This is a genomic window from Yinghuangia sp. YIM S10712 (genome assembly GCF_051388935.1).
Classification (GTDB): Bacteria; Actinomycetota; Actinomycetes; order Streptomycetales; family Streptomycetaceae; genus Yinghuangia.
Map to the genome: position 1 here is coordinate 1 of NZ_JBPKBI010000041.1, position 13833 is coordinate 13833.

Below are 13833 nucleotides of genomic sequence, written 5' to 3' on the forward strand. Positions count from 1 at the left end.
CGGCCGCGGCCCGTCTCACACCCCAGACACGTCCGGCGCCTGGGAGGCATAGCGTTCGGCCAGTCGCTTGCGGTGCGCGGCGGGGGAACCGAACAGCGCGCGGTTGAGGGTGGCGCGTTTCAGGTGGACGTGGATGCCGCTCTCCCACGTGTAGCCCATGCCGCCGTGCAACTGCATCGCCTTGCCGGCGATGTCCACCGCCGCCGCACATGTGTACGACTTGGCCATCGACGCCGCGACCGCCGCGTCCGCCGCGTCCTGGGCCTGGCTCCGCACGGCCGCGGCGACCAGCTTCCGGGCCACCGTTACCTGCACCAGCATGTCGGCGCACGCGTGCTTGACGGCCTGGAAGGAGCCGATCTTGCGGCCGAATTGCTCGCGAACCCCGGCGTACGCGACGGTGGCGTCCAGCATGGCCTCGCTCAGGCCGAGGCTGTCGCAGGCCACCGCGACCGCGGCCCGATCGCGCAGGCGCCGCACGGCGTCCCGGGAGTCGCCGTGGAACCGCCATGCCGCGTCCGGGAGTACGGCCACACCCTGGGCGGCGACACGGCCGAAACTGCGGGTGGCGTCGACGACCGGTTGCGGGGTGACGGTCAGCCCGGGCGCGTGCGGATCGACGTCCACGACCGCGATCGTCCCGTCCGGGTCGACGGCCGGTACGAGGAGGCGGTCGGCCTCGGGTGCGTCCGGGACGAACGCGGCCGTGCCGTGCAGGCGCAGCCCGTCCTCGGCGGGTGTGAGGCGGAACGGCGTCTCGGCTCCGGGCTCGCCTCCCAGCACGACGACCGGCACGACTGAGCCCGCGACGGTGTCGCGGAACAGCCGGTCCCGGCCGGCTCCCGGAGCGAGGAGGTTGAGCGCCCCGACCGCGAGGACCGCGACGGCGGGGTAGGGGCCGCGTGCGGCCGTACGGCCCATCTCCCCGAGGATCACGGCGACTTCGGCGAATGTCGCGTCGGCGCCGTCGAACGCCTCGGGCGCTTCGAGGCCCAGCCACCCCGCGCGGGCGATGAGGTGCCAGTCGGCGGCGCCGTCGGAGCCGTTCTTGCCGAGGAGTTCGCTCGCGACGGCACGCAACTCGTCGTGCAGCTCGCGGAGTTCGTCGGTCTCATGGGGCGCGGAGGACAAGGAGGACAAGGATGACATGGTGGACATCAGCCGCCCGTCGGTTCGCGGGGCAGACCGAGGCCGCGCTCGCCGATGATGGAGCGCTGGATCTCACTCGTCCCGCCCGGGATCGTCCATTCCCACGAGCCGATGAAGTCGAGGACCCATGCCCCCGACTCCCACCCGCTCGACAATGGCTTGCGCAGCTCGGTGTGGGCGGTGAGCCCGGCGACCTCGGTGGCGAAGTCCGTGAGCCGTTGCAGCAGTTCGCTGTAGTACAGCTTGACGATCGAGGCGTCCGCCGGGCCCGGGCCGTCGTCGGAGACGAAGTCGGTGCACAGCGCCCGCAGTCCGGTCAGCTCGGTCTCCAGCGCCGCGAGGCGGTCGAGCACCAGCGGATCGTCGAGCGGACGCGTTCCGTCCGGACCGGGCCGTGCGCACTGCCCGACGAGCCACCGGAACCCGCCGTTGCCAAGGCGTTCGGCCAACTCCAGCATGGTCAGGCCGCGTTCGGTGCCCAGCGTCTCCTGCGCGACCCGCCAGCCGGCGTTCTCGGGTCCGACGAGGTTGGCCGCCGGTACGGAGACGTCGTCCAGGAAGATCTCGCAGAAGTGCGATTCGCCGGTCGCCTGGCGGATGGGGCGTACGTCGACACCCGGCGACCGCATGTCCATCAGGAAGTACGAGATGCCGCGCCGCTTCGGTGCCGACGGATCCGTGCGGGCCAGAAGCAGGCACCAGTCCGCGTGCATCGCCCCGCTCGCCCACAGTTTCTGCCCGTTGACGATGTAGGCGTCGCCTTCCCGGCGCGCCGTCGTCTTCAGGGCGGCCAGGTCGGACCCCGCCTCGGGCTCGGAGAAGCCCTGGCACCAGATCTCGCCGTCGAGGATCGCCGGCAGGTGCCGCTCGCGCTGTGCGTCGGTGCCGGCCGCGAGCAGCGTCGACGCAGCGTGGTGGAGCGACACGAACGACAGGACCAGCCGGGGCGCGTCGTGGCGGGCCAGCTCTTGGTAGAGCACGATCTGCCGGGCGACGGACATCCCGCCGCCCCACTTCGTCGGCCAGTGCGGCACGGCGAATCCGGCGTCGCGCAGTTCACGCAGCCACGCTTTCTGGAAACGCACGAACTCCTCGTCGTCGACGCCGGTTTGCTCCCGGCGCCAGTCAGGAGGAATGTGCGTGCGACACCACTCGGCCACGTGGGCGCGGAAACCGTCGAGATCGCCGCTCACGGCCCCAGGCCCGAGGAGTGCGGTCATCGCGGTGCCTTCCGCCGCAGCGCGAGCAGTCGCTCGCGGTGCTCGTCGGACTGCATCGTGGCCACTTCCGCGGCGAAGCCCGCTTGGACGGCACCGCCCAGTGCCTGTGACAGGTACATGTTGGCGACCTGCTTGGTGCCCCGCAGCGCCGCGGCCGGCTGTGCGGCGAACCGCCCGGCGAGGCGCAGTGCCTCGGGAAGAAGTTCGCCGGGGGCGACGACGCGCGTGGCGAGGCCGAGTTCGACTGCCTTGGCCGCGGGGATGCGGTCGCCCGTGTACAGGAACTCGCGGGACCGCAGCAGCGGCGTGAGCAGCGGCCAGAACGCGGCGCCGCCGTCGCCGGCCACGAGGCCGACGCTGACGTGCGGGTCCGCGAGGTACGCGGTCTCCGCCATCAGCACGACGTCGCACAGGACCGCCAGGCTGCACCCGAGTCCGACCGCCGGGCCGTTGACGGCGGCGATCACCGGGAGCGGGAAGCGCAGCATCTCCTCGATGATCTGGGCGCCTTCGCGAATGCTCTCGTCCCGGGCGACCGGGTCGTCCAGGAACGACGAGACCCAGTCGAGGTCGCCGCCGGCGCTGAACGCCCGTCCGGTGCCGGTCAGGACGACGACCTTGGCGTCCTGGTCGGCGGAGAGCTGACGCCACACGTTGGCGAGCGCCCAGTGCAACGGCTGGTTCACGGCGCCCAGTTGGTCGGGCCGGTTGATGACGACGGTACGGACCGGCCCGTCGGCTTCGACGGTCAGTTCGTCGGGGAGGTCGTATTTCACCGCGTCGCCGCCTTGTCCTCGGTCGTCGCCTGTGTGGTGTCCACATCGGCGGCGCCGCCGAACAGGCCGGTCAGCCCGTGCCGACCGATCCGCCGTGTCAGTTGGTCGCGTGTCGCGGACAGGCCGAGCGGCAGCCGCCGCAACGGCCGGCTGTAGCGCGACAGCCACGACAGGGTCGATTCGTCGCAGAAGCCGATGGCGCCGTGCAGTTGGTGTGACACACGGAACACGGTCTCGGCCGCCTCGACCGCCGCCAGCCGGAGCGCGAGCGCGTCCTGTAGGGCGTCGTCGCGGTCGGTCTGGACGCTCCACAGCGCGTACTTGGCGAGCACTTCGAGCCCGCTTCGCTCGACCTCGGCATCGGTGAGCTGGAACTGAAGGCCTTGCAGCCGGGCGAGCGGCTTGCCGAACTGCTCGCGCACGAGCACGTGCGCGCAGGTGAGTTCGATCGCCCGGTCGAGCATGCCGAGCAGCGTCCAGCACGGCAGGACCAGGCCGAGTGCCACGTCGCGCGCGCCGTCGTGGTCGACGGGGTCCAGGTCGAGTCCGGTGACAAAAGCGGACGTTCGCGGGGAAGCATCCGACGGCCGGGGCGTGGCGCGGCTGCGCTGCCCGTCCAACGTGACCGCGGTCCACCGCAGTTCGAGGCCTGCCACGGCCCCTGAGGGGTTCGTGTCGGCGACGACCACGAGCCCGTCGGCATGGAGGTCCGAAGGCCGCGCCAAACGCTCCGCGACGGGGTAGGCGACGCCCCAATAGCCCGCGCTGCGGCACAGTGCGGCCGCCGCCTCCGACTCGTCGGTGTCGCCGCGCGGGTCGAGGTCCCACGCGCCGAGCTCGGCGAAGACCGGAGCCACGAGGGTTTCGCGCGACTTGGGTTCCTGCTCGGCCGCCTGCACGAGGCTGTCGCCGCCGGCCGCCTTGATCGCGCGGGACGCCTGCCGCCCGAACTCGACGGCCTCCGGGCTCAGTTCGATGTTCACGAGGCCGCCAGGAGGGAGCGGGCCATCAGGACGCGCTGGATCTCGATGCTCCCCGAGGCGACCGTGGCCGCTTGGGAGTAGCGCCAGTGGTCCTCGACGGCGCGGCGGAACCGCTCCGCCGCGGTGCCCTCCGGGGGAGCCGACGCGACGATCTCCATGAGCACTTCGGCACTCTCCTGGTCGAGTCTGGTCACCGCGATCCGGTACGCCGCCGCGTCGCTCGGCCGCACCCTGCCCTCGTTTTGCAGCGACACCACCTGGTACGCCAGCAGCCGCGCCCGCCGGCAGTGCGTCAGCATGCGCGCCCACCGGCCCCGCAGTTCCTCGGGCAGGTCGTCCCAGCTCGCGCCGAGCACGTCGGGCGCCGCGTGCAACAGGCGTTCGCAGCGCGCGTAGCGGGCGATGCCGACGCGTTCGAACGCCAGTACTTCCTGCACGACCGCCCAGCCCTGGCCGACGGTACCGAGGACGTCGGCCTCGGTGACGCGCAGGTCGTTGAAGAAGACCTCGTTGAGGTGGTGGGGGCCCATCATGCAGGCGATCGGCCGCACCTCGATGGCCGGATCGTCCATCGGCACGAGGAAGATCGTCAGGCCGTCCTGCTTCTTCTCGGCCCTGGAGGTGCGGGCGAGCAGGAAGCACCACTGGGCCATGCCGGCGTACGACGTCCAGATCTTCTGGCCCGAGACGAGCCAGCCGTCGCCGTCGGGGCGTGCAGCCGTGCGCAGCGACGCCAGATCGGACCCGGCGTCGGGCTCGCTGAAGCCCTGGCACCAGATCACCTCGCCGCGGGCGATGGGCGGCAGGTGCCTGCGCTGCTGCTCGGGTGTGCCGTGCCGGATGATCGTCGGGCCCACCCAGTTGACGCCCATGTACTGCGCGCCGCGGGGCTCGTGGTGCGCCCACATCTCCTCGCGGACCACGGTCTGCTCCCAGGGCGAGGCGCCGCGACCGCCCACCTCTTCGGGCCAGGCCATGCACAGCAGCCCGCGCTCGGCGAGCATGCGGCAGAAGCTCTGCGCGATCTCCAGGTCGGCCGGGTTGTCGGTGAACGCGCCGAGGAAGTCCGCGGGGACGTGTTCTTCCACCAGCCCGCGCAGCTCGCCGCGGAGCGCCGTGGCGGCCTCACCCATCGTGAAGTCCATGCTCGGCACGTTATGTCAATCATCATAAGGATAGCAATACTTGAGCGATCGACTTGGAGTCCGGTAGACTGCCCGGTATGGAATCGAGGTGGCCTGGGTGACGACCGCTCGGCGCGGGCGGGTCCCGCAACGCCGGATCGCGGAGACCGTCGCCGCGGAACTGCGCGCCTCCATCCTTGCCGGTGACGAAAATTATCGGCTGCCGACCCAGGACCAATTGGTCAAGGAGTTCGGCGTCAGCTACCCCTCGATCCGCGAAGCACTGCGAATCCTGGAGACCGAGGGCCTGGTGACGGTCCGCCGGGGCAATGTCGGCGGCGCGGAGGTGCACCGGCCCGACGAGTCGTCGGCGGCGTACCATCTCGGGCTCGCGCTGCAAGGCGCGCGGGTGACGCTGGGAGACCTCGCGGCCGGCCTGCGGACACTGGAGCCGATGTGCGCGGCGGAGTGCGCGCGGCGTGCGGACCGCGCCGAAACGGTCGTGCCGGCGCTGGCCGCCAACATCGAGGCGTCCGCCGAACTGGTCGCGGACGGCGTCGCGTTCACCCACACCGCGCGTGAATTCCACGACATCGTCGTCTCGTTCATGCCCAACGCCACCATCCGTCACATCGTCAGCAGCCTCGTCGCCCTGTGGTCGGCGCAGGAGGAGGCCTGGGCGGAGGCGCTGACCAGGCGCGGCGAATACCCCTCGAAGACCGAGGCGGAAAAGGCGGTCCGCACCCACCGCCGCATCCTCGACGAGATCAAGGCCGGCCGCGACGCCCAGGTGGAACGCCTCGCCCGTGCCCACCTCGCCGCGACCCAGGCGATGGTCCTGGAGCGCTTCGACGACGGCGTGGTCAACGTCTCGTCTGCGATGGCCCGCATGGCGATCCAGTCCAACCACCGCTCCCGCAACCGCATTTGACGCGTGCGCTCGGCGGGGGCGCCGCCTGCGCGGACGGGCCCGGCTGAGGACGGAGCCGGTGCGCGGGCGCGGACCCATTGCGGGTTGAGGCTTGGGGTCAGCGCGTCGCGGTCATTCGCTGTCGGTTGGGCCTCGGCCGGCGCGTGTCAGGTGACTCGGCGGCCCNGGGCGCGGACCCATTGCGGGTTGAGGCTTGGGGTCAGCGCGTCGCGGTCATTCGCTGTCGGTTGGGCCTCGGCCGGCGCGTGTCAGGTGACTCGGCGGCCCCGTGTCGGTCCTCGTGAAGACCCTGCATCGCGAGGTCGGCCGATGTGGCCGGGGAGCAGCCGGGACCCCCTTCCTTACTCTGTGTCGTCCCTTCGGGCACACAGCGGAATTCAATCCTCATAAGGATAGCAATACTTGCTCGTTCGTGATTAGACTCCCAGCGGGTGCGAAGGCCGAAGGCGGGCGCCCAAGGCGTAGCGGTAATCCTGGCGCGCCAGAGTGCTGAGATCAATGTTCTTACAATGGGGATCGCAGTTCTCTTTCGTTTCTCCGACGTTCTCTTCTGGCATGGGAGGCTCCACCTTGGTGCAAGGGGCGCGCTACACCAGTGCGACATCGATCGGCCTCGCCGAGGGGTGGAGCGTCGAGCGGCTCACGCCCCCGAGCCGGCTGTACGGCGCGAACGGCCTGCGGACCGGTCCCGACGGCCGCATATACGTGGCCCAGGTGGCGGGCAACCGGATCAGCGCACTCGACGTCGACAGCGGTGATCTGGAGACCATCAGTGAGGGCTCCGCGATCCTCACGCCCGACGACGTCGACTTCGACGCGGACGGCAACCTCTATGCCACGGAGTACTACGAGGGCCGCGTGAGCGTGCGCGGCACCGACGGGAGCACGCGCGTGCTCCGCGACGACGTGCCGGGGGCCAACGGCATCACGTTCCATCGGGGCCGGCTGTTCATCGACGAGTGCCGCATCGGCGGGCGCCTGCTGGAGCTCGACCCGAACGGCGGCGCGCCCCGGGTCATCCTCGAAGACCTGCCGATGCCCAACGCCATGGAGTTCGGGCCGGACGGCAAGCTCTACTACCCGGTGCTGGGGACCAACGACATCTGGCGGGTCGACCCGGACGGCGGTGAGCCCGAGCGGGTCGCGGGGGACCTGGGCGTCCCGGACGCGGTCAAGTTCGACGCCGAGGGCTTCATCATCTCCACTCAGGTGGGCAGCGGCGAGGTCCTGCGGATCAACCCGCGCAACGGCGACCGCACGGTGCTGGCCACGATCGGTCCCGGCCTGGACAACCTGACATTCGTGGGCGACCGCCTGTTCGTGTCGGGCTTCACCGGCCAGATCACCGAGATCCTCGGCGGCGGCAAGACCCGTACGGTGCTGCCGGGCGGCATGACGTGGCCGCTGGACCTCACGGTCGGCGCCGACGGCACGCTGTACATCTCCGACGGCACGTTCTTCTACGGCCGCGTCGGGGGCGAGCTCCAGACGATCGGGATGCTGTTCAGCCCCGGCTGGCCCGGCTACATCCGGGGCGTGACCGCCGTGGGCGACGGCGAGTTCGTCGTCACGACCTCCAACGGCCAGATCGCCCGGTGGCGTCCCGCGAGCAGCGAGCACGACGTGCTCGCCGGCGGGACCGAACCGCTCGACCAGCTCTACGGGGTCGCCGTCGCACCCGACGGCAGCGTGGTGGCCGCCGAGTTCGGCACCGGCCGCGTGGTGTCCGTACGCAACGGAGAACTGTCGACCCTCGCCTCCGGTCTCGACCAGCCGACCGGCGTGGCGTTCACCTCGGACGGCACGTGCCTGGTCTCCGAGTCGGGCGCCGGCCGCGTCGTCGCGGTCACCGGGACGGGCACCGACATCGTGGCGGACGGCCTGGTCCGGCCGCAGGGCGTCCTCGTCCGCGGCGGCAAGCTCCTGATTGTGGACGCGGGTACCCGGTCGCTCGTCGAGGTCGCCCTCGACGGCAAGACCCGCACCACCGTTGCCCATGACCTGCCGGTGGGGCCCGCCGATGGAGGAAATCCCGTACCCCTCAAGGGACTTGCCCCCTTCTCCGGCCCTCAGGGACTCTTCGCCGGCATCGCCGCCGGGCCCGACGGCACCCTCTACGTCTCCGCCGATGCCGAAGGCAGCGTTCTGGCGCTGCGTCAGGAAGGGTGAGCCAGGCCATGCAACACGATTTCTTCGGGCTGGACGGACGGATCGTCATCGTCGCCGGTGCGGGCGGCGGCGGCATCGGCACGGCGGTGACCGCCACGGTCGCGCGTGCAGGTGCGACCGTGGTCGCGGTCAGCCGCTCCCAGGAGAACCTCGACAAGCACGTCGCACCGCTCGCCGACGAGGGCCTTTCGGTCGTGCCGGTCGCCGCCGACGCGTCCACCGACGAGGGCATCGCGACCGTGATGGAGAAGGTCGCGCAGACCGACGGGCGGCTGTATGGGCTGGTCAACGTCGCCGGCGGCGCCGCCCCGGAGACCTGGATGCCGTCGACACGGGTGACCCGCGAGGACTGGCGCGCACTGTTCGCCCAGAACCTCGAAACCATGTTCTTCATCAGCCAGGCCGTCGCCGCGGAGCTGCGCTTCCAGAACCTCCCCGGATCGATCGTGTCCCTCTCGTCGATCAGCGGCATGAACACCGCGCCGTTCCACATCGCGTACGGCACCGCGAAGGCGGCGATCGTCGCGGCGACGCGCACGATGGCCGTCGAACTCGCGCTGGACAACGTCCGGGTGAACGCGATCGCGCCCGGCGTGACCGAGACGCCGTCGTCCGGCACCTACGTCGACGTGGACGCCGAACGCGACCGGACCGCCATCGCGATGGGCCGCCGCGCCCGGCCGGAGGAGCAGGCGGGCGCCGTGCTGTTCCTGTTGTCCGAGCTGTCTTCCTACGTCACGGGGCAGACGATCCTCGTCGACGGCGGCCTCAACCTGAAGTGGACCCACCTCGGCGCCGACAACACCTCGCTCTTCCTCAAGGACGAGGGGTTCCGCACCGCCATCACGCGCTGAGCGGCCACCGGACATCTCCGGCGGTTCGGAGCACGCCCTGACTTCCTCCGCTCGTGAACAACGTGAACCAGGGGATTCCCGCGGCTCCCGCCCCGGGGTTCCCGCGTCGCCGCCGAACGCCCGACCGGGAAGCTCCGCCCGGTCCCGCACCGCTCCACAGGCCGGCACCGCCGGCCCGGCGGCCGAACACAAAAGCGCTCACCACACGCAGAGAACAAACCTGTAGGTCACGGAGGAATCAGATGACTGAAACCGCCGACACCACCCGCGAGTCGGCTCCCGCGCCCGAAGCGCTGTCGGAGCCGCTCACGATCGGCGTGGAGGCGTACCTCTCCGAGGACTACGCCCGCGCGGAGCGCGACAAGCTGTGGGCCAAGGTCTGGCAGCAGGTCGGCCGCGTCGAGGAACTCGCCGAGCCCGGCGACTTCCTCACGTACGAGATCCTCGACGACTCGATCATCGTCGCGCGCACCGCGCAGGGCACGCTCCGCGCGTACTACAACGTGTGTTCGCACCGGGGCCGCCGCCTCGTCGACACCCCTCCGGGAGCTCGCGACGCGCGGGGCAACACCAGGCAGTTCGTCTGCGGGTTCCACGGCTGGCGGTACGACCTGGAAGGCGAGTGCACCAAGGTCCCCGAGCGCGAGGACTGGACGTGCGCGCTGACCGACGAGCGCATCCGCCTGCGCGAGGTCAAGGTCGACACGTGGGGCGGCTGGATCTTCGTCAACATGGACCCCGACTGCGAGCCCCTGCGCGACTACCTGGAGCCCGCGGCGACGCTGCTCGACCCGTTCCAGCTCCAGAACATGCGCTACCGGTGGCGGCGCTGGCTGGTCTTCGACTGCAACTGGAAGGTCGCACTCGAAGCGTTCATGGAGACCTACCACGTGCCTTACACGCACCCCGAGTTCATCCCGTTCGGGGCGTTCCTCGGCTGGGCGCGGGCGCAGGGCAAACACAGCAACATCGGCTACGACGCGCCCAAGGGCATGGACGAGCAACAGGCCAAGCTGCGTGTCGGCGGCGGCGCCGACCCCCGCCAGTCGACGGTCGACCTGCAGAACTTCACGTGGGAGAACGCCAACACCAACACCACCGAGACGTTGGTGAACGCGGCCCGGCGGCTGGTCGAGGAACTGCCCGAGGGCACGCCCGCCGACCAGGTGCTCCGGCACTGGCTCGACTCCGCCCGCGCGGACGACGAGGCACGCGGCGTCGTCTGGCCGACCGTCGATCCGCAGGACGTCGCCAAGAGCGGCACCGCGTGGCAGATCTTCCCGAACTTCCAGATCGGGCACGCCCTCAACAACATGCTCTGCTACAGCGCCCGGCCGTACGGCTACGACCCCGACAAGTGCATCTTCGAGGCCGCGGTGTACGAGCTCTTCCCGACCGGTGAGGAGCCCGAGACGGAATGGGTCTACACGCCCGCCGACGACCCCGGGTGGCGGACCGTCCTGCCGCAGGACTTCGACAACATGGCGGCCATCCAAAAAGGCATGAAGGCCCGGGGCTTCACCGGACCCAAGCCGAACCCCTACCGCGAGCGCAGCGTGGTCAACCTGCACCACAACCTCGCGAAGTACATGGGTACCGGCGCGCCCCGCGACCTGGCCCAGTGACGTGATCGGGAAGGCCGGCCGGCTCTCGCCGCGCGAACGGCCGGCCGTCCCGCCCACCGCACCCGTGCCGGACCGACCCCGCCGCCGACCACGATCCGAGTGACAGCCCCGAGCCGAGGACTCCGCATGCAGCAGTGCGCCCCCACCGAGACGCCCGAAGTCGACCACGCAGCCCTGAGAGAGAAGTACCTCGCCGAGCGCGACAAGCGCCTCCGTGCCGAGGGCCAGGGCCAATACCTGGTCACCGAGGACGGGTTCGAGGAATTCTACGAAGCCGACCCGCACAAGCCGGTGGTTCCGCGGACCGCGATATCCGAGGACATCGACGTGGCGGTCCTCGGCGGGGGCTTCGCGGGCCTGATCGCCGGGGCCCGGCTCCGGCAGGCCGGCGTCGACGACTTCCGGATCATCGAACTGGCCGGTGACTTCGGCGGCGTCTGGTACTGGAACCGCTATCCCGGCATCCAGGTCGACTCGGACAGCTACTGCTACCTGCCGCTGCTCGAAGAGACCGGCTACATGCCGAAGGAGAAGTACTCGCGGGGAGCCGAGTGCTACGAGTACGCCCAGATCATGGGCCGGCACTTCGGGCTCTACGACAAGGCGCTGTTCCACACGCTGACCCGTTCCATCGAGTGGGACGAGTCGGTCAAGCGGTGGCGGATCACCACGAACCGCGGCGACGAGATCCGCGCCCGCTTCGTCGTCATGTGCCAGGGGCCGTTCAACAAGCCGAAGCTCCCCGGTATCCCCGGCATCGAGACCTTCCAGGGCCACATGATCCACACGGCCCGCTGGGACTACGAGTACACCGGCGGCGACTCGTACGGCGGGCTGGACAAGATCGGCGACAAGCGCATCGCCGTCATCGGGACGGGTGCGAGCGGCATCCAGGTGATCCCGCACCTCGCCCGCGGCGCCCGGCACCTCTACGTCTTCCAGCGCACGCCGTCGTCCATCGACGAGCGCCCCGGCGGCCCGACGGATCCCGAGTGGGTCAAGACCCTGGCGCCCGGCTGGCAGGCCGAGCGGCAGCGCAACTTCCACACCGCTGCGTTCGAGGCCTTCGCCCCCGGCCAACCGGACCTCATCTGCGACGGTTGGACCGAGATCAGCCGCAACCTCCAAGCCCACCTGGACGCCACCGACGGCTGGGCCGCGATGGCCGACCCGGAGAAGTTCATGGAACTCCGGGAACAGATCGACTACCGGGTGATGGAGCGGTTGCGGCAGCGGATCGACGCCATCGTCGAAGACCCGCAGACCGCCGAAATCCTCAAGCCCTACTACCGCTTCCTGTGCAAGCGGCCGTGCTTCAACGACGAGTACCTGCCGACCTTCAACCGCCCGAACGTCACCCTGGTCGATGTGTCGGCCACCAAGGGCGTCGAGCGCATCACCGAGAAGGGCATCATCGCCCACGGTGTCGAGCACGAGGTCGACTGCATCGTGTTCGCCAGTGGCTTCGAGATCACCACCGACCTCGACCGCAAGCTGGGCATCGCGCCGTTCGCCGGCCGCAAGGGGCTGTCGCTGTACGACCACTGGCGCAAGAAGCCGCGCACCCTGCACGGCCTGATGACCGACGGCTTCCCGAACCTGATCTTCACCGGGTTCATCCAGGGCGGCGTGTCCGCGAGCACCACCTTGATGTTCGAGCAACAGGCCAACCACTTCTCCTACATCATCAAGGAGGCGCTGGACCGTGGGGCCTCGGTCGTCGAGCCGACCACGGAAGCCGTGGACGAGTGGTGCAGGACGGTCGTGGAGACCGCGATCGACAACAGCACCTTCAACAGCGAGTGCACGCCCGGCTACTACAACAACGAGGGCGAACCGGAGACCCGCTCGCACCTCGGCGAGCCCTACTGGCCCGGCTTCTACGTCTTGGACGACCTGCTGAAGGCGTGGCGCGAGGCGGGAGACCTCCAGGGGTTGGTCCTCGGCCGGTGACGGCCCCACCCGTTTCGGAACCTGCCCGTGCTGTGCCTGGACGAAGGAACACGTCATGTCTGAACTGAGATTCGACGACCGCGTCGCCGTCATCACCGGCGCCGGCCGGGGGCTGGGGCGCGCGTACGCCCTGCTGCTCGCCTCCAGGGGCGCCAAGGTTGTCGTCAACGACCCCGGCGGCACCATGGCCGGCGACGGCGTCGACGCGGGTCCCGCCCAGGAGGTCGTCGACGAGATCAAGGCGGCCGGCGGCGAGGCCGTCGTCTGCACCGAGTCGGTCGCGACGGCCGAGGGCGGCCGGGCGATCGTCGAGTCGGCGCTCGACAGCTACGGCCGGATCGACGTGCTGATCCACAACGCCGGGAACGTGCGCTACGGGTCGCTGAAGGAGCTGTCGTACGAGGACTTCGAGGCCGTCCTCGACGTGCACCTGCGCGGCGCGTTCCACGTCGTGCGGCCCGCGTTCCCCCGCATGTGCGAGGCGGGTTACGGCCGCGTCGTGCTGACCTCGTCGATCGGCGGGCTGTACGGCAACCAGGCGGTGGCCAACTACGGCACCGCCAAGACCGGCATGATCGGGCTGTCCAACGTGGTCGCGCTCGAAGGCGCCGCCGAGGGCGTCAAGTCCAATGTCATCGTGCCGGCCGCCCTGACACGGATGGCCGAGGGAATCGACACTTCCGCCTACCCGCCGATGGGCCCCGAATTGACGGCTCCGGCGGTGGGCTGGCTCGCCCACGAATCCTGCTCGATATCCGGCGAAATGCTGATCTCGATCGCCGGCCGGGTGGCGCGGGCCTTCATCGCGGAGACGCCGGGCGTCTACCAGCCGTCGTGGACCATCGAGGAAGTCGGCGCGAACATCGACGCCATCCGCGACACCAAAGACCCCTGGATTCTCCCGGTCGTCCCCTCGGGCCACATCGACCACATCGTCAAGAGTTTTGCGATCGCCACACAAGGAAGCGACCATGCCGGTTAAAGTTTTCGAGCGCATTCTTCAGCTTTTCGAGGCGGAGGGGATCAACACGATTTTCGGGATTCCCGAC

The 13833-nt window shown here is 70.1% G+C and carries 11 protein-coding genes; 6 read left to right on the forward strand and 5 right to left on the reverse strand.

Annotated features, from left to right (window positions below):
• Positions 1-15: 15 nt before the first annotated feature.
• The 5 genes from ACRX5W_RS32455 to ACRX5W_RS32475 are packed head-to-tail and all read right to left on the reverse strand — an operon-like array spanning position 16 to position 5273.
• A complete protein-coding gene (locus tag ACRX5W_RS32455) occupies positions 16-1140 on the reverse strand; it encodes an acyl-CoA dehydrogenase family protein (RefSeq protein WP_436791984.1) in 1125 nt (374 codons plus the stop codon).
• A gap of 17 nt (positions 1141-1157) precedes the next feature.
• Positions 1158-2369 (reverse strand): acyl-CoA dehydrogenase family protein, encoded by a 1212-nt coding sequence (locus tag ACRX5W_RS32460; RefSeq protein ID WP_436791985.1) that lies wholly within the window; start codon positions 2367-2369, stop codon positions 1158-1160.
• Positions 2366-3145 (reverse strand): enoyl-CoA hydratase/isomerase family protein, encoded by a 780-nt coding sequence (locus ACRX5W_RS32465; protein WP_436791986.1) that lies wholly within the window; start codon positions 3143-3145, stop codon positions 2366-2368. The genes ACRX5W_RS32460 and ACRX5W_RS32465 overlap by 4 nt, the downstream gene beginning before the upstream one ends.
• The gene (locus tag ACRX5W_RS32470; RefSeq protein WP_436791987.1) at positions 3142-4128 is read right to left on the reverse strand and encodes an acyl-CoA dehydrogenase family protein; all 987 of its coding nucleotides are present in this window, start codon (positions 4126-4128) and stop codon (positions 3142-3144) included. The genes ACRX5W_RS32465 and ACRX5W_RS32470 overlap by 4 nt, the downstream gene beginning before the upstream one ends.
• The gene (locus ACRX5W_RS32475) at positions 4125-5273 is read right to left on the reverse strand and encodes an acyl-CoA dehydrogenase family protein (protein ID WP_436791988.1); all 1149 of its coding nucleotides are present in this window, start codon (positions 5271-5273) and stop codon (positions 4125-4127) included. The genes ACRX5W_RS32470 and ACRX5W_RS32475 overlap by 4 nt, the downstream gene beginning before the upstream one ends.
• 97 nt (positions 5274-5370) lie before the next feature.
• Here ACRX5W_RS32475 and ACRX5W_RS32480 point away from each other — a divergent pair, with 97 nt between their 5' ends.
• From ACRX5W_RS32480 to ACRX5W_RS32505, 6 genes are all read left to right on the forward strand, one after another.
• Positions 5371-6183: a FadR/GntR family transcriptional regulator gene (locus ACRX5W_RS32480; protein ID WP_436791989.1), complete on the forward strand. Its 813-nt coding sequence runs from the start codon at positions 5371-5373 to the stop codon at positions 6181-6183.
• A gap of 555 nt (positions 6184-6738) precedes the next feature.
• The gene (locus ACRX5W_RS32485) at positions 6739-8352 is read left to right on the forward strand and encodes an SMP-30/gluconolactonase/LRE family protein (protein WP_436791990.1); all 1614 of its coding nucleotides are present in this window, start codon (positions 6739-6741) and stop codon (positions 8350-8352) included.
• Between the two features lie 8 nt (positions 8353-8360).
• Complete coding sequence (locus ACRX5W_RS32490) at positions 8361-9206, forward strand: SDR family NAD(P)-dependent oxidoreductase (RefSeq protein ID WP_436791991.1); 846 nt, start codon at positions 8361-8363, stop codon at positions 9204-9206.
• Between the two features lie 242 nt (positions 9207-9448).
• Complete coding sequence (locus ACRX5W_RS32495; protein ID WP_436791992.1) at positions 9449-10831, forward strand: aromatic ring-hydroxylating oxygenase subunit alpha; 1383 nt, start codon at positions 9449-9451, stop codon at positions 10829-10831.
• A 126-nt stretch (positions 10832-10957) separates the two neighbouring features.
• A complete protein-coding gene (locus ACRX5W_RS32500; protein WP_436791993.1) occupies positions 10958-12784 on the forward strand; it encodes a flavin-containing monooxygenase in 1827 nt (608 codons plus the stop codon).
• Positions 12785-12839: 55 nt separating this feature from the next.
• On the forward strand, positions 12840-13766 hold the full coding sequence (locus ACRX5W_RS32505; protein WP_436791994.1) for an SDR family NAD(P)-dependent oxidoreductase: 927 nt from the start codon (positions 12840-12842) through the stop codon (positions 13764-13766).
• The last annotated feature ends 67 nt before the right edge of the window (positions 13767-13833 follow it).